This is a genomic window from Nonomuraea aridisoli, from assembly GCF_003236395.1.
Lineage (GTDB): Bacteria > Actinomycetota > Actinomycetes > Streptosporangiales > Streptosporangiaceae > Nonomuraea > Nonomuraea aridisoli.
Genome location: NZ_POUD01000164.1, coordinates 1 through 20,549, shown reverse-complemented (window position 1 = coordinate 20,549; position 20,549 = coordinate 1). Strand labels below are relative to the sequence as shown.

Annotated in this window: 18 protein-coding genes; 3 read left to right on the top strand and 15 right to left on the bottom strand. The window is 72.4% G+C overall.

The genetic code is table 11. From position 1 onward, the window contains the following. The 9 genes from C1J01_RS49250 to C1J01_RS30760 all read right to left on the bottom strand — a co-directional run. The coding region (locus C1J01_RS49250; protein WP_220040184.1) for a hypothetical protein at nucleotides 1-461 on the bottom strand (461 nt) is incomplete at its 3' end. A gap of 211 nt (nucleotides 462-672) precedes the next feature. After that, nucleotides 673-1,818: a galactonate dehydratase gene (gene dgoD / locus C1J01_RS30795; RefSeq protein WP_111182482.1), complete on the bottom strand. Its 1,146-nt coding sequence runs from the start codon at nucleotides 1,816-1,818 to the stop codon at nucleotides 673-675. After that, nucleotides 1,815-2,483 carry a FadR/GntR family transcriptional regulator gene (locus tag C1J01_RS30790; protein ID WP_235854772.1) on the bottom strand — a complete coding sequence of 223 codons (669 nt, stop codon included), beginning with the start codon at nucleotides 2,481-2,483 and terminating at the stop codon, nucleotides 1,815-1,817. Before C1J01_RS30790 ends, dgoD begins: the two co-directional genes overlap by 4 nt. A gap of 70 nt (nucleotides 2,484-2,553) precedes the next feature. After that, nucleotides 2,554-3,309, bottom strand: a complete 756-nt coding sequence (locus tag C1J01_RS30785; RefSeq protein ID WP_235854771.1) for an SDR family NAD(P)-dependent oxidoreductase — start codon at nucleotides 3,307-3,309, stop codon at nucleotides 2,554-2,556. An 18-nt stretch (nucleotides 3,310-3,327) separates the two neighbouring features. Then, entirely contained in the window at nucleotides 3,328-5,385 is a 2,058-nt protein-coding gene (locus tag C1J01_RS30780; RefSeq protein WP_111182479.1) for an alpha-galactosidase, read from the bottom strand. Further along, the gene (locus C1J01_RS30775) at nucleotides 5,382-6,233 is read right to left on the bottom strand and encodes a carbohydrate ABC transporter permease (RefSeq protein ID WP_111182478.1); all 852 of its coding nucleotides are present in this window, start codon (nucleotides 6,231-6,233) and stop codon (nucleotides 5,382-5,384) included. The genes C1J01_RS30780 and C1J01_RS30775 overlap by 4 nt, the downstream gene beginning before the upstream one ends. Further along, a complete protein-coding gene (locus C1J01_RS30770; protein WP_111182477.1) occupies nucleotides 6,230-7,159 on the bottom strand; it encodes a carbohydrate ABC transporter permease in 930 nt (309 codons plus the stop codon). Before C1J01_RS30770 ends, C1J01_RS30775 begins: the two co-directional genes overlap by 4 nt. Nucleotides 7,160-7,161: 2 nt before the next feature. Beyond that, nucleotides 7,162-8,478, bottom strand: coding sequence for an extracellular solute-binding protein (locus C1J01_RS30765; RefSeq protein WP_220040183.1), 1,317 nt, complete (start codon nucleotides 8,476-8,478; stop codon nucleotides 7,162-7,164). 229 nt (nucleotides 8,479-8,707) lie between these two features. After that, entirely contained in the window at nucleotides 8,708-9,595 is an 888-nt protein-coding gene (locus C1J01_RS30760; protein WP_111182475.1) for a TIGR03619 family F420-dependent LLM class oxidoreductase, read from the bottom strand. Nucleotides 9,596-9,613: 18 nt separating this feature from the next. On the opposite strand from C1J01_RS30760, the gene C1J01_RS30755 reads away from it, so the two are divergent. Together C1J01_RS30755 and C1J01_RS30750 are read left to right on the top strand one after the other, a co-directional pair. Beyond that, nucleotides 9,614-10,486 carry a phosphotransferase gene (locus tag C1J01_RS30755; protein WP_111182474.1) on the top strand — a complete coding sequence of 291 codons (873 nt, stop codon included), beginning with the start codon at nucleotides 9,614-9,616 and terminating at the stop codon, nucleotides 10,484-10,486. Between the two features lie 58 nt (nucleotides 10,487-10,544). Then, nucleotides 10,545-10,811, top strand: a complete 267-nt coding sequence (locus C1J01_RS30750; protein WP_111182473.1) for a TFIIB-type zinc ribbon-containing protein — start codon at nucleotides 10,545-10,547, stop codon at nucleotides 10,809-10,811. A 46-nt stretch (nucleotides 10,812-10,857) separates the two neighbouring features. Here the strand turns inward: C1J01_RS30750 and C1J01_RS30745 are convergent, their stop codons facing one another. Further along, nucleotides 10,858-11,823 (bottom strand): hypothetical protein, encoded by a 966-nt coding sequence (locus C1J01_RS30745; protein ID WP_146615781.1) that lies wholly within the window; start codon nucleotides 11,821-11,823, stop codon nucleotides 10,858-10,860. A 26-nt stretch (nucleotides 11,824-11,849) separates the two neighbouring features. Then, a complete protein-coding gene (locus C1J01_RS30740; RefSeq protein WP_111182471.1) occupies nucleotides 11,850-13,460 on the bottom strand; it encodes an ABC-F family ATP-binding cassette domain-containing protein in 1,611 nt (536 codons plus the stop codon). A 344-nt stretch (nucleotides 13,461-13,804) separates the two neighbouring features. Between C1J01_RS30740 and C1J01_RS30735 the strand changes: the two genes are divergently transcribed. Continuing rightward, nucleotides 13,805-15,562 carry an AMP-dependent synthetase/ligase gene (locus C1J01_RS30735; protein WP_111182470.1) on the top strand — a complete coding sequence of 586 codons (1,758 nt, stop codon included), beginning with the start codon at nucleotides 13,805-13,807 and terminating at the stop codon, nucleotides 15,560-15,562. Nucleotides 15,563-15,601: 39 nt separating this feature from the next. Here the strand turns inward: C1J01_RS30735 and C1J01_RS30730 are convergent, their stop codons facing one another. From C1J01_RS30730 to C1J01_RS30715, 4 genes are read right to left on the bottom strand one after another with little or no spacing between them, the layout of a single operon-like run. Then, nucleotides 15,602-16,684, bottom strand: coding sequence for an acyltransferase family protein (locus tag C1J01_RS30730; protein ID WP_235854770.1), 1,083 nt, complete (start codon nucleotides 16,682-16,684; stop codon nucleotides 15,602-15,604). Then, entirely contained in the window at nucleotides 16,681-17,301 is a 621-nt protein-coding gene (locus C1J01_RS30725) for a TetR/AcrR family transcriptional regulator (RefSeq protein WP_111182468.1), read from the bottom strand. The genes C1J01_RS30730 and C1J01_RS30725 overlap by 4 nt, the downstream gene beginning before the upstream one ends. A 47-nt stretch (nucleotides 17,302-17,348) precedes the next feature. Beyond that, a complete protein-coding gene (locus C1J01_RS30720; protein ID WP_181449048.1) occupies nucleotides 17,349-18,290 on the bottom strand; it encodes an acyltransferase domain-containing protein in 942 nt (313 codons plus the stop codon). 5 nt (nucleotides 18,291-18,295) lie between these two features. Continuing rightward, complete coding sequence (locus tag C1J01_RS30715; RefSeq protein WP_111182467.1) at nucleotides 18,296-20,491, bottom strand: CehA/McbA family metallohydrolase; 2,196 nt, start codon at nucleotides 20,489-20,491, stop codon at nucleotides 18,296-18,298. Nucleotides 20,492-20,549: the final 58 nt, after the last annotated feature.

Here is a 20,549-nt window from a genome sequence, read left to right as displayed (position 1 = left end):
GGGATGGTGAGCAGGGGTGCGGCCTCGGGGTAGAGGCGTACCGGGACGTTGTCGGGGGCGATGATCTGTGCGTTGACGCCGAGGTCGAGCAGTGCGTGGGCGGCCCAGACGAACGTGTAGCCGGGGTCGGCGGTCAGCCGGTAGGTGGCCACCACCGCGCCTGCTTTCTGCGTCACCGTACGGCGCAGTTCGAAGGCGTCGCAGGTCACCCTAGCCTCGGCGGGAGTGCCCGGCCAGGGGCGGGACCAGGCGTCGCCGTGGTCGGGCGTGCCTCGTACCGTGGGGACGCACTCCTCTAGGCCACCCGCGTCGACGAACGCCGACCCCGGCGTGACCGTCGCCCGCGCCGGATCGGGGCGTGACCACAACCATTCGCGGCCGCCGCCCGACAACGAGACCCACCGCCCACCGTGCGGCAGATCGAAGCGGGCCGACAGCGGCACCCGAGTCCTCGTCACCATTCCACCCGCCCGTCGCCGAAGCACGTCCGCAACCGCACCCGACGTCTCGTCACCACTTCGCCCGCCCGCCGTCGAAGCGCGTCCGCAACCGGACACGGAGTGTCATCACCACTCCGCCCGCTGTCGAGGCGGGCCCGCAGCGGCGGCTGGGGCGTGGTCGCCGTTGTGACCGTTCGTTGTCGGAGCGGGGCCGCGGTGGTGTTCGGGGGTGTCACCATTCGGCTCGGCCGCCGTCGTCGTGGCGCCAGACGGGGTTGCGCCAGGCGTGCCCGATCTGGTCGGCGCGGCGTACCGCGGCCTCGTCGACCTCCACGCCCAGCCCCGGGGCGGTGGGGCGGGCGGCGTAGCCGTCGACGAAGCGGAACACCTCGGGGTCGGCGACGTAGTCCAGCAGGTCGTCGCCCTGGTTGTAGTGGATGCCGATCGAGTGCTCCTGGATCAGGAAGTTCGGTGTCGCGAACGCGACCTGGAGGCTGGCGGCGAGCGCGATCGGCCCCAGCGGGCAGTGCGGGGCGAGCCTGGCGTCCCACACCTCGGCGAGCGCCGCGATCCTGCGGGTCTCGGAGATGCCGCCCGCGTGCGAGAGGTCGGGCTGCACCACGGCGACCCCGGCCTCGAGCACGGGCCGGAAGTCCCAGCGCGAGTAGAGCCGCTCCCCCACGGCGACCGGCACGCTGCTCGCGGTCACCACGTCGCGCAGCACGTGCGGCCGGTCGGGCAGGACCGGCTCCTCGGCGAACATCGGCTGCAGCGGAGCCAGCAGCGGCAGGATCCGCCGCGCCTCGGCCGCCGAGACGCGGCCGTGGAAGTCGATCGCGACGTCGCGGCCCGGCCCGAGGAGCTCCCTGGCCAGGGCGACCCGGTCCACCACCGCCGAGACGTCGGCCATGGTCGCCGCCGCGGGCAGCCGGCCGACCGCGTTCATCTTGACCGCGGTGAACCCGGCCTCGATCCGCGCGGTGATGCCCTCGGCCAGCTCGGCGGGGTCGTCGCCGCCGACCCAGGCGTACATCCGGACGCGGTCGCGGACCGGCCCGCCGAGCAGCGCGTGCACGGGCACGCCGTACGTCTTCCCGGCGATGTCCCACAGCGCCTGGTCGAGCCCGGCCAGCGCGCTGGACAGCACCGGGCCGCCCCGGTAGAAGCCGCCGTTGGCCAGCACCTGCCAGTGGTCCTCGACACGCAGCGGATCCTGGCCGATCAGGTACTCCGCCAGGGTGTGCACGGCCGCGCGCACCGCCTCGGCGCGGCCCTCCACGACGGGCTCCCCCCAGCCGATCACGCCCTCGTCGGTGCGCACCCGGCAGAACAACCAGCGCGGCGGCACCAGGAACGTCTCGATGTCGACGATCTTCACTTGCCGCCGCGATTCTTGATCTGCTGCTCGTCCTTGGCCGCCTGCTCCAGCAACTGCCGCATGGCCCGCTCGGCGCCGTCGGGGTCCGCCCTGCGCACGGCGTCGAGCACGGCCTGGTGCGGCGGCAGGAAGTCGTCCCGGTGTCCCTCGGTGTGCACGAGCACGTCCCGGGCGCGCAGTCCGATCTCGATGATGTACTCCATCCGGATCAGCAGTTCGTTGTGCGAGGCCTCCAGCAGCTGCCGGTGGAACGCGAGGTCGGCTTCGATGATCGCCTCGGCGTCGGCCTGCTCGTCCACGGCCGCGAGCGCGGCCGCCAGCGACTCCACCTCCTCCTCGGTACGGCGGAGCGCGGCGAGCCTGGCGCCGGCCGGCTCCACGATGATCCGCACCTCGTAGAGGTCGTCGAGCAGCCCGGAGCCGGAGGGCTCCTCGAACTGCCAGCGCAGCAGGTCCGGATCGAGCAGACTCCACTGCGAGCGGGACCGGACGAACGTCCCGCGTTTGGGCCGCGCGTCCACGAGCCCCTTGGCGGCGAGCACCTTCAGCGCCTCCCGAACGACGGTCTTGCTCACGTCATAGGTGATCTCCAGCGCGTCCAGGTCGAGAGTCGAGCCGGGCGCCTCCTTGCCCGAGACGATCCGCCGGCCGATCGCTTCGACCACCTGCCCGTGTATGCCACGACCTGGGTAAATGCTCAATGTCTCCATCCTCGGGTCGGGGTTGCCGTATCGCTCACGCCGAATCCTTCGTCGCGCTCCAGCCGCCGTCCACCAGCAGGCTCGTCCCGGTGACGTACGAACTCTCCGCCGAGGCGAGGAAGAGCACCGCGGCGGCCACCTCCTCGGGGCGTCCGAAGCGCCCGGCGGCCGTCGCGGCGGCGCTCCGGCGGCGGTCCTCCTCGTTGACGCCGTCCCACGCGGGGGTCAGGATCGGCCCGGGGAGCACGGTGTTGACCCGCACCCGCGGGCCGTACTCGACGGCGAGCTGCCGGCCCAGGGAGATGAGCCCGCCCTTGGCGGCCGCGTACGCGGGATGCCCCGGCAGCCCGGCGATGGCGTGCACAGACGAGCTCAGCACCACCGCGCCGGGCCCCCGCTCGGGGAAGCCCTCCCCGAGCAGGCCCGCGCAGGCGCGGACGCCGAGGTACGTGGCGGTCAGGTTGACGGCGATCTGCCGGTTCCAGTCGGCCTCGGCCAGTTCATGGGCGGGCGCCGTGATGTTCACGCTCGCGTTGGAATGGAGCACGTCGAGGTGGCCGAACTCGGCGCGCGCCAGGTCGGCGACCCGCGTCCAGGTCTCGGCTTCCGCGACGTCGCCGGCCAGCGGCAGCACGCCGGGGGGCGTCGCGCCGTCCGGCTCGGCGAGATCGACGGCGATCACGTGGGCGCCCTCGGCGAGGAAGCGCTCGACGACCGCGGCGCCGATGCCGGACGCGGCGCCGGTCACCACGGCCACTTTGCCTGCGAGCAGTTGTCGGTCCATCTCCATCCGATTCATGATGACGGCCTAAAGCCGATCCAGGATCACGACCGAGGCGTCGGTCGTGTCGTCCGGCAGCGGCGCGAGCCCCACGGCGGCCAGCGCGGCGCCGCTGTGCCGGCTGTCGTCGTCCCGGCGCCGGTACCGCGCGGCCGGATCGACGGCGTGCGGCCGGATTCGGGGCGGGCGGCTCACGTGGGTGGCGGAGCCGCGGGCGTCGCCGGTGCGCCAGGACAGCAGCACGACGGTGTCGCCGCGGGCGTACTCGACGGCGTAGAACGGTCCGCGCGGATCTCCGTGCCGGTGCACCTCGCCCAGCTGGACGACGTCGCGGATGGACCGGTAGAGGGCGATCCACCGGGCCGCCTCGTCGAGCCGCTCCTGGTCCCAGGCCGAGATGTCGGCGCCGATGCCGAGCACGCCCGCCATCGCGGTCACGTACCGGAAGGCGCGGCTGCGCGGAGCGGTGGCGAAGAACCCCGGGTCGTCGGTGACCCACGAGCTCATCAGGTGCGGCGCGAACGCCTGCAGGAAACCGTGCTGGACGGCGAGCCGGTCGAGCGGCCCGGTGTTGTCGCTCGGCCACAGCACGTCGCAGCGGGCCGCGGTGGCGAGGTCGGCCCGGCCGCCTCCGGCGGCGCATCCCTCGACGACCACGCCGGGGTGGTCGCGCCGGAGCGCCTCGAGGATGCCGTAGTAGTTCGCGACGTGCCGTCCGTCGAGGTCGGGGCCGGCGCCGCGCTCGGTCATCGGGCGGTTCATGTCCCACTTGAGGTAGGAGATGTCGTACCGGGACAGCAGGCCGTCCAGGGTGGCGTGCGCCCAGGCCGCCGCGTCGGCGCGGCCGAGGTCGAGCACGTACTGGTTGCGGATCGTCGTCATCGGCCGGCCGGGCACCTGGTAGACCCAGTCGGGATGCTCGGCGTAGAGCCGCGAGCGCGGGCTCACCCCCTCGGGCTCCACCCACAGGCCGAACCCGAGGCCGAGCTCGCGCACCTGGGCGATGAACCGGTCGAACCCGCCGGGGAACTTCGCCGGGTCCGGCTCCCAGTCGCCGAGGCCGCCCCGGTCGTCGTCGCGGCCGACGAACCAGCCGTCGTCCACCACGAACGTCTCCACCCCGATGGCGGCGGCCTTGCGCGCCAGCTCCAGCTGCTCGTCCGCGCGCACCTCGAACTCGGTGGCGAACCAGGAGTTGTAGACGACGGGCGGCGTCACGTCGCGGCGCAGCCCTCGCTGGTAGGCGTGCCACGCGCGGGCGGCGCCCGCCAGGCCGTCCGGGCTGTACAGCCCGCAGGCGGGAGGGGAGGTGAACGTCTCGCCGGGCGCCAGCTCGACGGCCGCCTCCACCGGCAGCCGGCCGAGGCTCACCCGGGTGACGCCCTCGGCGGCGTCGGTGTCGGCGTCGATGGCCCACGACCCGCTCCACGCCAGCGCCGTGCTCCAGGTGGGGCCGTCCGGTTCGTCCAGCGGCTGTACGGCCAGCCACGGCGAGTGCGCCAGCCCGGTCACGCCGAGCCGGTTCTCCAGGGTGAACCGACCGTGCCGGAGCTCGACCTCGCCGGTCTGGAACTCCTGCGCCCAGCGGCCGTGCAGGTGGTGCAGCCGCGCCCCGCCCGGGGTGGGCATGGTGAACGCCGCCGAGCGGGCCCGCTCCAGCCGGAGCGGGGTGTCGCCGTCGTTCGTGATCTCCGCCCAGCGTTCGACCACGTCGTGAGCGCGGCTGACGCGGTAGCACAGGGTGGCCGTGAGCCGCTGCGACGGGTCGGTGAAGATCAGCCGCAGCTCGGTCGTGCCGTCCTTGTCCAGCAGGTCGTCACCGCTGTGCCGCCAGACCGTCCCTCTGACGTCGCGTTCGGCGATCAGGTCGAGCTGGGCGAAGTGCCGCACCCCGTAGGGGGCGTACTCGCAGGCGGCGGCGTCGGCGGCGGTGGAGTACGGGGTGGGCCCGGCGTACTCCAGCGGGCCCGGCGCGAGCGTCTCCTCGACGGCCGGCCCCCAGTACGCGAGCTCGGCCCAGGCGCCGCCGGGCGCGAGGCGTACCTGGTAGGAGGTGGTGGCGGTGCGCAGTGCCCATCGTGTCATCGGGACGATCCGATCAGCAGGCCGGAGATGAAGTAGCGCTGGAAGCGCAGGAAGACGATCACCGTGGGGATCGCGGCGATCACGGTGGCCGCCGCGATGACGTTCCACGAGGAGACGAACTCGCCCTGCATGCCGAGGATGGCCGGCGTGACCGGGAGCTTGTCCTCGCTGCGCAGCAGCGTGATCGACCACACCAGGTCGTTGAACGTCCAGGTGAAGCAGAGCGAGCCCAGGGCGGCGAGCGCCGGCTTGGTCAGCGGCAGGATGATCCGCAGGTACACCCCGAACGTGGTGGCGCCGTCCATCCGCGCCGCCTGCGTCAGCTCCTGCGGGATGCCGCGCATGAACCCGTGCAGCACGAACGTGTAGAAGCCGAGCCCCACCGCGGTCTGCACGACGATCATGCCGATGAGGGAGTCGAACAGCCCGAACTGCTCGGTGAGCTTCAGCACGGGGATGAGCAGCAGCTGCGCCGGCAGCAGGTTGCCCGCCAGCATCAGCAGCAACATCGTGCGCCGGAACGGGATCCGGTGCCGCGCGAGCCCGTAGGCCGCCATCGACGCGAGCACCAGCGTCACCAGGACGACCGGCACGGTGATGAGCAGGCTGTTCAGGATCGAGCGCCACTCCCCCGAGGCCAGCGCCTCACGGTACGGGTCGGCGGTCAGCCCCTGCGGGAGGCTGGCCAGGCCGGACGTGGCCAGGTCGTCGAACGTCCGCAGCGACGTGATCACGACCAGCGCGAGCGGGAACAACCAGAGCGCCGCCAGCACGGGCATGCCGAGGTGGAACAACCAGGTTCGGACCCGCCGACGTGCCATCCGCGCCGGGGCCTGCACCGCCGTCATGCGGTCTCCTCCTCGCCGAGGTTGCGGAGCACGTACACAATGATCGTCCCGACCGCGAGAATGAAGATCACCACAGCGAGCGCGGAGCCGTACCCGAGTTGCGAGCCGAGCACGCCGGTGGAGAACTGGTAGGTGCTCAGCAGCTCGGAGGAGTGGTACGGCCCGCCCTTGGTGAGCGCCCAGACGATGTCGAACGAGCGCAGCGCGTCGATCACGGTGACCGCGAGCACGATCGTGGTGATCGGCCGCAGCTGCGGCAGGGTGATGTGCCGGAACCGCTGGAACGTGCCGGCCCCGTCGGTCCTGGCCGCCTCGTGCAGCAGCGGATCGACGGTCTTCAGCCCCGCCAGGAACAGCACCATGATGTAGCCCATCTGCCGCCAGAGCGCCGGCACGATCAGCGCGTACAGCGCCGTGTCGGGGTCGCCGAGCCAGATCTTCGTCAGGTCGTCGAGCCCGACCGCGGAGAGCAGGCCGTTGACCACGCCGTCCGGCTGGTAGATCATCCGCCACACCAGCGCGGTGACGACCATCGAGAACACCACGGGCAGGAAGAAGATCGCCCGGTAGACCCCGACGCCCCGGCGCGGCTTGTCGAGCAGCAACGCCAGGCCGAACCCGCCCAGCACCGACAGCCCGCCGAAGAGCACCAGCCACAGGACGGTGTTGCGCAGCGCCAGCAGGAACGTGGAGTCCGACCACATCTGGAGGTAGTTGTCCAGGCCGATGAACTCCGGCGGCGAGATCCCGTCCCACCGGGTCAGCGAGATGTAGAGGCTGTTGAGCGCCGGCCAGAACGTCCAGAACATCTCCAGCGCGAACGGCACGAGCACGAACGCGAGCAGCACGAGCGCGTCGCGCGAGCCGTGCCAGGTGCGCCGGTACGGCGTGGCGGCGGCCCGGTGGGACTTGGCAACGGACGCCATGGTCAGTTACCGCGCGCCTTCGCCGAGTCGCTCTGCCACTGCTTCTGGATCTCGGCGCCGTTGTCCGGCTCGTCGATGAACCGCACCAGGGCCGTGGTGAGCGCGTTGAGCTGGTCGTCGTTGGTGTCGCGGTTGAAGAACTGCGTCACGTCGGCCGCCCCGGCCACCATCGCCCGGCCCTTCTCCAGCAGCGGCGTGCTGATCGGCGACTTGGCGCCGGAGTTGGCCGGCAGCAGCGCGTTCCCGGAGATCTTCAGGTAGAGCTCCTGGGCCTCGGGGGTGGCGACGAACCCGAGGAACGCCTTGGCCCCCTCGGGGTTGGCGGTGTGGGCGCTGGCGATGAAGCCGTCCAGCGGCGCCTCCTCGGCGACCGGCACCGCCGGGTCGACGATGGGGAACTGGAAGAAGCTGATGTCGTCCTTGACGTCCGCGGGCATCGCGTCGGCGAGGAAGGGGCCGCACAGGAACATCGCGTCCTTGCCCTGCTGCCACTTCGCGTAGCCCTCCGTGGAGGCCAGGCCCTTGCTGTCGGGGTCGAAGTACGGCAGCACCTCCTTCCAGGTGTCCAGCACCTTCGTCACCCGCGCGTCGGTGTACGCCTCCTGCCCGGCGAGCAGCGCCCGGTGGAAGTCGGCGCCGTTGATGCGCAGGTTGAGGTAGTCGAACCAGGACGCGGTCAGCCACGCCGCGTCGGCCAGCGGCAGCGCGAGCGGGCTGACCCCCTTGCCCTGCAGCGTCTTGCACAGCGCGATGAACTCGTCCCACGTCTTCGGCTCGGCGACGCCCCACTTGTCGAAGAACGACTTGCGGTAGAAGACGCCCCACCAGTAGTAGACGGTCGGGATGAAGATCTTCTTGCCCGTCGCGTCGGTGGACAGCTTGGCGAACTGCTCGCTGTAGCCCTGGGCGGGGAAGACGGAGGTGACGTCGAGCAGCAGGCCCTGCTGCGCGAAGTCGCTCGCGATCTCGCCGGCGAACCACGTGAGCACGTCGGGCGGCGTGGACAGGGTGAGGTCGGCGCGGATCTGCTGCTGGAACGCCGCCGCCTCCATCGTGTTGAGCGTGGTCGTGTACTGCGGGTGCCGCTTGGCGAACTCGTCCAGCAGTGCCTGCATGCCCTTGCGGGCGTTGTCGCTGCTCTCGCGGGACTTCAGGACCAGGCCCGTGCTGGATGCGCCGCCCGCGGCGGGCCGTGGGGACGTGCTGGTCGCGCAGGCGCCCAGCGTGGAAGCGATGCCGAGCGCGCCGAACCCGGCGAGAAAGCCGCGCCGGCTCACATGCCGGTTCACATCGCGTCGGCTCTCGTGACGTTGACTCACAGTGACCTCCGTGGCGGCCGCTGGGAGTGAGGGTCGGCCGCGATGACAGACCTTGGCACGGCGACCCGGTAGGGGTCAATAATAATTCATAAGAAATGAATATCTGAGGTTCCTCACAAGACGACGTACTGTGTCGTGCGCGATGTCACGGACACGACGGGAACGCTCCAATAAGCCGAGCGCGCAGGTCAGGCACCTCGGCCCAGCCCGCGCGCTGGCGCGCGGCCGGTCAGGGGGCCAGCGCCTCCAGGGCCTCCTCAGCGCGGCGCATCGCCTCGCCCGCGTCGGACGACGGGATCTCGCGGTCGAAGTTGAGGTCGTGGAAGACGTCGGTGACGCCGTGCTCCGCCAGGGCCGCCACGTCGCTCCTGATCTTGTCGTACGTGCCGGTCAGCGGCCGGTCCTCGTCGGCCGCCCGCACCTGGGTGACGCCGCGGCAGACGAACCGGAACGCCTCGGCGTCCCGCCCCGCCGCGGCGAGCTCGGCCTTGATGAGCCGCACCCGCCCGGCGATCGCCGACAGGTCCTCCCGGCTGGAGCTGACCCAGCCGTCGGCCAGCCGCGCGGCGCGGCGCAGCGCGACCTCGGCGGTGCCGCCCAGCAGGACGCGCGGCGGCCCCGGCACCGGTTTGGGGTCGACGTGGGAGGCGGGCACCCGGTAGAACTCGCCGGAGTGCTCCACCACGTCGTCGGTCCACGTCTTGCGCAGCAGCTCGACGAACTCCTCACCCCTGCGCCCGCGCCGCTTCATCTCGACGCCGGTCGCCTCGAACTCCTCCGGCAGCCAGCCGAGGCCGATCCCCGCGGTGACCCGGCCGCCCGAGACCGTCTGCAGCGTGGCCAGCTGCTTGGCCAGCACGATCGGCTGGACGCAGGCGTTGATCACCGCCACGCCCAGCTCGATCCGGCTCGTCACGGCCGACACGTGGGCCAGCGTGATCAGCGGGTCGTGCACGGCGCGGTAGGTGGGCCCCATGAGGTGCCCGACCGGGTACACCAGCCGCTGGAACGTCCAGAGCGCGTCGTAGCCGAGCTCCTCGGCCCGCACGGCGATGCGGCGCATGTTCTCGGGGGTGGCCCAGGGCCCTGACTGCGGAACGGCGAAACCGACTCTCATGCCCCCTAGTCTGTACGAGTGGGTCTGGAGCAGGAGCTGGCGGGTATCGCCGCGGCGTACGGCGGCACGGGCACGCCGGTCTTCCATCCGACACGCACCGACGTCGTGGTGTTACGCATGGGCGAGGTCGTGGTCAAGGCCCATTCGGCGCGCGACGACGCCGAGGAGCTGCGCCCGAGGGTGCGGGCCGCCGCGTCGGCCGCGGTGAGCGGGGTGATGCTGGCGCCGCTGGAGCCGGAGGTGCTCACGGTGGGCGGGCGCGCCGTCACCGTCTGGCCCGCCGGCCGGCCGATCTCGCAGGACGACGACCCCCGGGGCGCGCCCTGGGAGGAGGGGGCCCGGCTGCTGGCCCGCCTGCACGCCGCCCCGCTCACGCTGCTGCCCGCGTTACCGCCTGCCGGAGGGCCGGCGCGGGCCGCCCGCGCGGTCGGCCGCATGCCCGGCGACGGCCCGGTCGAGCAGCTCATCAGGCGGGCGTTCAAGGAGCTTCCCGAGCCCCGGCGCGTGCGGGTGACACCGCTGCCGGGCCTGCTGACGCACGGCGACTGGCACCTGGGCCAGCTCGTCCACCGCGACCGCTGGCTGCTCATCGACGTGGACGACCTCGGCGTGGGCGACCCGGCGTGGGACCTGGCCCGTCCGGCCGCCTGGTACGCCGCCGGCCTGCTCGAACCGGTCGTGTGGGAGCGGTTCCTCGGGGCCTATCTCGCCTCGGGCGGGCCCGCCCTCGGACCGGGCGACGATCCTTGGCATCGGCTTGACCTTCCCGCCCGGGCGCTCACCGTCCAGCTGGCCGCCGTGGCCGTCGTCAACGCCGGGCGCGAAGGCCGGGAACTCGACGACGTCGAGCATTCGTTGATCGAGGCGTGCAACAGAATCGTCAGAGCATGACGGGGTTGCGCGCGGTAGGTTTCACCAAGAGACCTTAAAGCCAAGGAGAGCGACTTCGATGCAGTGCCCCAAGTGCCGCGGCAACATGCGGACTTACGAGCGCAACGGCGTCCACATCGAGCAGTGCGACAACTGTCGCGGGATCTTCCTCGACTACGGCGAGCTGGAGACGCTGACGCGGATGGAGACGCAGTTCCACGCGGCTCCCCCGCCCCCGCCTCCCGTCCACGGCGGCCCGGCCTGGGGCGCTCCCCACGGCGGGCACGGCGGCCACTACGGCCACCACCGCCAGCGCAGCTGGGTGGGCATGCTCTTCTCCACCTGATCGCGACAAGGCCGCGCACCCTCCGGGGGCGCGGCCTTTCCCGGTCTCAGGACGGGAAGTCGTCCGGGTCGACCGGCGAGGTGCGGGCGTTGCCGCCGGTGACGGCGTGCAACGTGATCCGCCAGTCGTGCCAGCGGATCTGCGAGGCGGTGTAGGTCGTCTTGTACGCCACCGACCTCTCGAACCTCTCGAAGCTGCAGTCGCGGGTGAACACCCTGGTCTTGCCGTCCCAGTCCACGCCGTGCGTGAAGAAGATCCGGTAGCTGCCGTCGCGCACGCCGGAGACCTTGAACTTCGTCTTCTTGCGCACGTACACGCTGAACGCCTTGCTGCGGCCCCTGAGCACGGTCACCACGGCGTCGCGGGAGCCGCCGTTGTTGATCTCCAGCGAGCCGCGTCCGTCGAGCGTGCCGCTGCGGACGAACGCGCCGTTGCGCAGCCGCCTGGTCTGCCGGTCGGCGGCCTTGACCGAGACGATGTCGGCCGGGTAGTCGCCGGCGCTCTCCAGCTCCTCCCCCGCCTCGTCCAGGGTGGCGAGCTGCTCGCCGAGATCGGTGAGCACGGCCGACGACGTGCACAGGTCGCGCGCGGCGACCCGGCCGGCCGCGGCGCCCAGCTCGCCGGCGAAGTCGCGCAGACCGGCGACGTACGCCTCGTGGTGGGCGCGTACGGCCTCGGGCGGGGTGACGGCGTCCAGGGCGTCGACGGCGTCGTTCAGCGTCTGCTCGGCCTTGGTCACCCGCTGGTCGAGGGCCTTCAGCCCGCGCGCGCGGGACAGCTCGCGGATCGCCCCGGCCATCTTCTCGTGCAGGCCGTCCAGCTCGTTCCTGTACGCCTCGGGCGTCAGCGCGACCGGCCCGGCATCGGTGCCCGGGGCGGCGCCCCCGCCGCCCGCGACGCCGGAGACCCGCTGCTCGCCGCCCGCCGGCGACGAGCCGGTCGCGGAGCACGCGGCCATGCTGGTGACCGTCGCCAGAGCGAGAACGGAGGAGATCAACCGGGGTCCAGCCACCTGCCACACTATCGCCCGGTTGATCCCTAACCGTCAATTGACGATTCCGCCAGTCCCCTCTGCCGGTCCTGCCGCAGCCGGCGGGTGATCCCGATGCTCTCCAGGAACGGCAGGTCGTGGCTGGCCACGATCAGCGCGCCCCGGTACGCCGACAGCGCCTGGGCGAGCTGCCGGACGCTGGCCATGTCGAGGTTGTTGGTCGGCTCGTCGAGCAGGAGCAGTTGCGGCGGCGGCTCGGCCGACAGCAGCGCGGCCAGGGTGGCGCGGAACCGCTCGCCGCCCGACAGCGTGCCGGCGGCCTGGTCGGCCCGCTCGCCGCGGAACAGGAAGCGCGCCAGCCGGGCGCGGACCTCGTTCACCGACGCCGAGGGCGCGAGGGCGCGGACGTTGTCGACCACGCTCAGCCTGTCGTCCAGCAGGTCGAGCCGCTGCGGCAGGTAGCGGGCGGGCACATGAGCGCCCTGCTCGACGATCCGCTTGAGCAGCGTGGTCTTGCCCGACCCGTTGGGTCCGAGCAGCGCGACGCGTTCCGGCCCGCGGATGACGAGCGTCTCCAGCGCCTTCAGCCCCGGCTCCGCGCCGTCGGCCGGCACGGAGCCGGGCTCCAGCGGCAGGGTCAGGACCGTCCGGCCGCCCGGCACCTCGGTGCCCGGGAGGTCGATGCGGATCTCCGCGTCGTCGCGCACCGCCTGCTCCGCCTCGGTCAGCCGCTCGCGGGCCTCCTCCAGCTTCTCCTGGTGCAGCGCCCGCTGCTTGCCCGCCGTCACCTGGGCCTTGCGCTTGAGCGCGTTCGCCGCCATCTTGGGCACCTTCTTGTTCTCGGCGGCCTTCCTGCCCTGGCGGGCGCTGCGCTCGATCCTGGTGCGGGCCTCGACGAGCTCGCGCTGCTGCCGGCGCACCTCGCCCTCGGCGGTGCGGACCACCCGCTCGACGGCCTCCTGTTCGGCCTCGACCTGCGCCTCGTACGCGCTGAGGTTGCCGCCGTACATGCGGACGGCGCCGTCGCGCAGCTCGGCGATCTGGTCCACCAGCTCCAGCAGCGCGCGGTCGTGGCTGACCACCAGGAGCACTCCCTGCCAGGCGGCGACCGCGGCGTAGAGCCGGCGGCGCGCGTCCAGGTCGAGGTTGTTGGTGGGCTCGTCGAGCAGCAGCACGTCGGGCCGTTTCAGCAGCTGCGCGGCCAGCGCGACCATGATGGTCTCGCCGCCGGACAGCGTGCCGACCGTGCGGTCCAGGCCGACGTGGCCGAGGCCGAGCCGGTCGAGCTCGGCCAGGGCGCGTTCCTCGACGTCCCAGTCGTCGCCGACCGCGGCGAAGTGCTCCTCGGCCACGTCGCCGCCCTCGATGGCGTGCAGCGCGGCCCGCGTCGCGCTGATCTCCAGCAGATCCGACACGGTACGGCTCGCGCCCAGCGGGACGTTCTGCGGCAGGTACCCGACCACCCCGGAGACGGACACCGAGCCCGAGCTCGGGCTCAGCTCCCCGGCGATGACCTTCATCAGGGTGGACTTGCCCGATCCGTTGACCCCGATGAGCCCGGTGCGGCCCGCGGGGAACGCGGCGTCGAGCCCGTCGAGCGCCTTCGTGCCGTCAGGCCAGGAGAAGGACACGTGATCGACGACAAGGGAATGAAACATGAGGCGGCTCCCATCACAAAATCCGAAATTTCGTGACTTGGCGGGAACACCGCAGACGCGCGACACGACGGAACGCCGGAGAAGAGTCCGAGCTCGGAGCGAGGACACGCTCGAGGTCCAGGTGTGCGCGCATGCCCACGACAGGGCGGAACGGCGCGGTGCCCGCGACCTCAGATCCTCACGTCAACTGCCCCCACGGCTCGGCGATGAGACGTGCGCCAGCGTACGCGAGCCCCGCGGCCTCTGGCAAGGCACGCCGGCCCGCGGCGGACCGCCGCGGGCCATCGACTGAGACGCCGCTCACACCCTAGAGTCGGGGCCAACATCCCCCAGGAGGTCAAGGCATGTCGAGTATTCCCGCCCTGCTGCGTGACCGGATCGCGGAAACCCCCGACGCCGAGGCGTACCGAGTGCCGTCCGGTGACGGCTGGACGTCACTGTCATGGCGGGAGGTGGGCGAGCGCGTGCGCGAGCTGGCCCTGGGCCTGTCGGAGCTCGGCTCCGGGCCGGGCAACCGCGTGTCGATCCTCTGCTCCACCCGCCTCGAATGGATCCTGGCCGACCTCGCGGTGTTGTCCACCGGGGCGGCCACGACGACCATCTACCCGTCCAACACGGCCGACGAGTGCGCGTTCGTCATCAACGACTCCGGCAGCACGATCGTCGTCGCGGAGGACGAGGGCCAGGTGGCCAAGCTCAGGTCGGTGCGCGAGGAGCTGCCAGGCGTCACCCACGTGGTGGTCGTCGACGGCTCCCCCAGCGACGACGGCTGGGTCGTCACCCTCGCCTCGGTCAAGGGCGGCAAGGGCGACTACGACGCGATGGTGGACGCCATCGCCCAGGACGACCTGGCCACGCTCATCTACACCTCCGGCACCACCGGCCGGCCCAAGGGCGTGGAGCTGACCCACGACAACTGGCTCTACACGGCGCAGGCCGTCCGCGAGGTGGGCCTGATCGGGCCGTCCGACCTGCACTTCCTGTGGCTGCCGCTGTCCCACTCGTTCGGCAAGCTGCTGGAGGTCGTGATGATCGCCATGGGCGTGCCGACCGTGATCGACGGCCGCCTGGACAAGATCGCCGACAACCTCGGCGTGGTGCGGCCGACGGTCATGGCCGCCGCGCCGCGCATCTTCGAGAAGATCCACAACACGGTCGTGGCGACCCAGCAGCGCGAGGGCGGCCTCAAGCTGCGCATCTTCACCTGGGCCCGCAAGACGGGCATCCGGGTCAGCCGGGCCCGCCAGCGCGGCGCCGCCGTCCCGCTCACCACCCGCGTCGAGTACGCCATCGCCGACCGGCTGGTCTTCAGCAAGCTGCGCGCCCGCTTCGGCGGCCGGATCCGCTTCTTCATCTCGGGCGCCGCGCCGCTGTCGCAGGACATCGCCGAGTTCTTCGACGCCGCCGGCCTGACGATCCTCGAAGGGTACGGGCTGACCGAGTCGTCGGCGGGCAGCTTCCTCAACCGGCCCGAGTCGGTGAAGTTCGGCACGGTCGGGCTGCCGTTCCCGGGCACGGAGGTGCGCATCGCCGACGACGGCGAGATCCTCATCGGCGGGCGCGGCATCATGCGCGGCTACCACGGGCTGCCCGAGGAGACCGCCGAGGCGCTGGCCGACGGCTGGCTGCACACCGGCGACATCGGCGAGCTGGACGAGGCCGGCCGGCTGCGCATCACCGACCGCAAGAAGGAGCTGATCAAGACCTCGGGCGGCAAGTACGTCGCGCCGACGTACCTCGAGGGCCGCATCAAGGCCGCCTGCCCGTACGCCTCGCACGTGTTCGTCCACGGCGACCGGCGCAACTACGTCACGGCGCTGGTCACGCTCGACATGGACGTGGTCAAGCCGTGGGCGCAGGCCGAGGGGCTGCCGCTCGACCCGGCGGAGCTGCGCGAGCACCCCCGCATGCGCGAGGAGGTCGAGAAGGCGATCAAGCAGGTCAACGACGGCCTGGCCAGCTACGCCACGGTCAAGAGGTTCGCGATCCTGGCCGAGGACTTCACGGTGGAGACGGGCGAGCTGACCGCCAGCCTCAAGATCAAGCGCAAGGCGGTCGAGGAGCGCCACGGCGGCGTCCTCGACTCCCTCTACGAGGTCTGACGCCTCGGTGGGTCTCCCTCCCGCCGGCGCGGGCCGCCGTCAGAGCACCCGCTTGGCGTACGGGAGGGAGCGCACCAGGTAGGCCACCCACCAGCACAGCGGCAGGGCGAGCGCCAGCAGCACCGCGAACTTCGCGACCGCGGGGGCCTCCAGCCAGCGCAGCGCCCAGCCGAGGCCGACCAGCACGAGCGGGTGGATGACGTAGACGGTGAAGGCGTGCTCCGACAGGAACCGGCCGCGCGGCCCCTGCCGGTCGTGCCGCTCGCGGAAGACCACGGTCAGGCCGATGATCATGCTGACGGCGAAGGCGGACTCCCAGAGCACCATCAGCGCCTGGGAGGCCGCCCCGGTGGTCACGAGCGCCGCGGGCATCAGCACCACGGTCGACACGCCCGCCGCGACCAGCCCGATCCGCCCCGCCCGCGCGGGCAGCGTCTCGAACCAGCCGCGCCGGTGGGCGACGCACCCGAGCACGAACATGCTCACGTACTGCGGCATGAACTGCGGCGACGGCAGGCCGACCACGGGCACGTAGGTGAAGGCCGGCACGGGGATGCGCCACAGGAACGTCACGACGGCGAGGCCGAGCACGAAGGCGACGATCCAGACCGGCTTCGGCGGAGCGGGCGCCCGCTCCGCCGGGGCCGGACGCCGCAGCGCCCGCCAGGCCGCGTACGCCAGGGCGAAGACGATCAGCACCTCGACGAACCACATGGGCCCCGGGTCCCAGGAGGCGATGTAGTACTGCCAGTACGGCAGCTCCGACCCGAGGTAGCCGCTGAAGTTGACCAGCGGCCGCAGCAGCAGGAGGAAGGCGAGCAGCGGGATGCCGAGCCGGATCAGCCGGTCGCGCACGAACGCGCGCCCGCCCTTGCGGTCGTGGGAGCCGGGGGTGAAGAAGCCGGAGATGAGGAAGAAGAAGCCCATGAAGAACGCCTGGTTGACCATCACCAGGATGTCGAGCACGATCCCGGAGGGGTCCTGGGCCGGCTCGGTGTAGAACCAGAGCGGGATGTTGCCGTACGTGAGCGCCGCGTGGTGGGCGACGACTAACACGGTCAGCACGATCCGCAGGTTGTCGATGGCGTGGAGCCTGGTCCTCGTGCCTGTCTGAGTGGTCATTGCCGGCATGCCCTTTCGAAGAGGTCGGCCAGTTGCCGTGCGTGCGCGTCCAGGTCGTGATCGGGGTTGGCGGCCCAGTAGGCGAACATGCTGTCGACGGCCGAGGAGTGGGTGATGGCCATCACGCGCCGGTCGAACTCCCGGAACTCGCCGCTCTCCTGGCCGAGCCGGTAGATCTCCTCCAGCGCGCGGTAGATGGCCTCGTTGGCGTTGATGCCGTAGCGCGGCCGGCCGTCCGCGGTCCTGAGGTTGGTGAAGATCTCGCCCAGGGCCATGAGCTGGGTGCGGTGGCCGCGCATGTGCTCGGCGACGGAGAGGATGTGCGTCCGCAGCAGCTCGGTGGCCGTGGTGAGGCCGATCATCTTGGTGCCGACGTGCTCGGCGATCGTGCCGTACGTGCGGTCCACGACCTCCTCCATCAGCTCGTCCTTGCCGGCGAAGTGGTAGGAGATCACGCCCTTGCTGATGCCCGCGTGCTGGGCGATCCGCGCCAGCGACGCATGCGCGAACCCCACCTCCGCGATCACCTCGATCGCGGAGGCCACGATCTGCGCCCGCCGCGCCTCCTCGATGAACGACCGCCCCTTCTGGCCGCTCGACTCATTTTCTGACCGCATGGCCAGAATCTAGCCCATGCGGACGACCCGCGCGCGCCTCGGGACGGTCAGAAGGGCAGCCAGCCGACGCGGCCGTGGCAGGTGCCGCCGCCGGCGACGTGGTCGGCGACGGCACGTTCGAGGTGAGTGCGCCGGGGCAGGGCGGCCGGGTCGGCGGCGTCGGCGCCGTAGACGAAGGCCAGCAGCTCGCTGTCGTCGAACCGGTGGAGCAGGCGGAAGCGGCGCTGGAAGGCGACGATGTTGGAGCCGGCGGGCAGCCGGCGGGCGAGGTCGTCGTTCAGCAGCCACGACCCGCACGTCATCACCAGCGGCTTGTCGTCGGGGAAGTGCCGGGGGAAGAACCGCCGGGCACGCTCGAAGGAGTCGTCGCACGCCTGCGGCGCGAGCGGGCCGAGGAAGTCGGGCACGTGCACGTCGATCGCCGGCGAGCCGGCCTCGACCGGCAGCCCGGCCTCCCGGATGGCGCCGGCCGCGGCCCGTGCGAGCCGCGCGCGGTTGAACTGCAGCCGGCCGAGGGCGTACAGCAGGCCGCGGGCGTGCAACATGAACCAGTCGGGGGCGTGCAGGCCGGGGGCGCCGTGCCGCTTGCGGTGCACCGCCATGTTGCGCCCCAGGTCGGTGAACGTGGCCCAGGACACCTCCTCCGGGACGCCCAGCCGCCGGTGGTAGGCGCGGGTGTGCGGCAGCGCGGCGAGGAAGACGTACACGTAGAAGTACGGCCCCAGCTCCGGCAGCGGCCGGAACGGCGGCGGCCCGCCGAGCTCCCCCATCGTGGACACCAGCGAGCGCACGCACCGCTCGGCCAGCCACCACGCGCCGGTGCCCGGCTCCGGCCGGGCCGCGACGACGGCGCCCACGTCGTCGTGCGGCACGGCGAGCCGCAGCAGCTCCGTGGCGAGATCGGCGGGCAGCTCGAGGCCGGGCCCGTCGACGGACTCCAGGTGGTCGAGCCAGGCGGGGTGGGCGCTCAGGAGGGCTTTGACGTCCATCCCGATCAGCCTAGCCGGGCGCGGTAGACCGCCCGCGCCTGCTGCAACAGGGAGACGTGGTCGCCGAACTGGTACGGGCTCACCAGCCGGGCGTGCTGCCTGATCAGCTCCTCCAGCAGGTCGAGCCACTCCAGGCACCAGCGCACGTCCTCGGGCCTGGCCACCCGGCGGCCGGCCACGTCCACGTAGACGGGGCTGGTCAGGGCGTAGCCGGTGGAGGTCAGCGTGCGCGGGTGCGGGTCGCACAGGACCTCGGCGATGACGTACGTGGGCCCGTCCACCCGCAGCTCGGCCGAGACGGTGAGCTCGTCGTCGCCGTGGCGCCGCTCGCCGTCCGGCAGCCGCTCGGCCCCCGCCCGCACGCCGTCGGCGGTGCGGATGCGCACGGCGGCCACCTCCGGCCCGACCGCGGTGGCGGTGACGCTGAGGCGGTCGCCGGGGCGCGCCGCGATCACCTGGCCGGGGCCGTGGCCGTTCACCGTCAGCTCCAGCCACGGGCCGGTGGTGGCGAACGTCCGTCCGGCGCGTACGGCGGCGGCGAACGAGCGGGCGGTCAGCTCCCCCTCGACGCGCGCGTAGACGCGGGCCCAGCCCGGCGGGTTCGACCGGTCGTGCGAGCGGGTGAACGAGATCGCCGCGTCGGTGCCGGCCGTGACCGCGAGCCGGTTGCCCGCGCCGATCAGCCGCCGGTACACCGCCGCCGTGGCCTGAATCGACGCGGGCGTCAGCACGTCGAGGCTGTCCACCAGGCCGAGCGCGGCGTCGGCGACCAGCTCGCGGGCGGTGCAGTCACGCGGCACGGGCGACACGACGCCCTCGGGCGGGTCGCCCTCGCCGATCGGCACGCAGAAGGGGTTGCTGTAGCCGACGAGCGCGCCGAGGCCGCGCAGCTCGCGCAGACCGTCGGCGTTCGGCGGCCAGTCGGCGTCGCCGTCGAACCCGGTGTGGTAGCGGCCCGGGGCCGAGCGCGGTGCGAACGCGTAGACGTGGCCGAGCAGGTCGTTGCGGTACTCGACGCCCATCCTGGCCACGTGGGTCGCGTCGGACCAGGGCAGGTCCTCGTCCGACCAGTGCTCCAGGGCCTCGCGGTCGTAGACGCGGCGGCCGGCGACGTTGCCGGCCAGCAGGTTGAGCACGTGCAGGTCCTCGCCGTGCTGGGCGGCGGCCGCGTCGGCGGGCGCGGCCACCACGTCGCCCGCTCCGTTGAGGTGGACGTGCAGGTCGCCGCCGTACCAGCCGCGGGCGGCGGCGTCGTACAGGCGGCGCGGGGTGAGCTCCACCCGGTGCTCCCTGCCCGGGTCGGGCAGCAGCTCCAGCGTGACCTCGCCGTACTCCATGCCGCGCGCGGCCGTGACGGTCAGCGGCACGCACGGCACCTCCAGGACGAGGTCGTCGCCGTGGAAGTACGGGCGGCCGTGGTAGTCGTAGCGGCCGGGCGTGCCGGGCGGGAACCAGCCGGCGTGCCCGGCCGCGTCGGCGTCCACCACGCTCCACCGGCACGGCATCCCGGCCACCAGCCGCAGCCGCGCCGACGGGATGGGCCGCACCAGGGTGTCCAGCCCGACGGGGGCGCCGTCCACGACGACGACGCTGTCCTGCCCCACCTCGACCAGCCAGGCGCCGTACGGGTCGAGCAGCCGGTGCTCGCCGTCCACGCTGACCGGGCAGGGCTCCTCGCGGCGGGAGTCGACGAGCAGCGGGAAGCGTTCCTCGCCGCGGCCCGCGAGCCGGACGGCGGGGGCGAGCGCGGGCCGCCACATGACGGGCCCGCCCGCCGCGAGCGGCCGCGCGGCCGGCGGCACGACGAGCGGCACGCCGTTGCCCTCACCGGTGTACGACGGCAGCAGGACCGCGCGCGGCGCCCCTTCCAGGACGATCTCGCCGGGGTCGATCCGCACGGCGACGAGGTGGCCCGGCAGCTCGCCGTCGAGCGTGTCGCGCAGCACCCGGTCGTAGTCGGGCTCGGCCAGGCGGGCGCCGAGCTGGTCGGGCGGCTCGGCGGGATGGCGTTCGGCGACCGCCTTGAGCACCAGCTCCCAGAAGCGGTCGAGCAGCGGGGGCGGCAGCACCCGGCGCCTGGCGAAGAACTTCACGTAGTGGACCTCCGGCTCGCCCCACGTGATGCCGTGCTCGTCCAGGAGGCGGCCGTACTGCTCAAGCGCGCCCGCCACCCTCGCCGGCAGCGTCGACTCCGCACCCATGTGTGCCCTCCCCACTCGTTGCGCGCCATCGTGACATGGACCACGCGGGCGCCAGAGG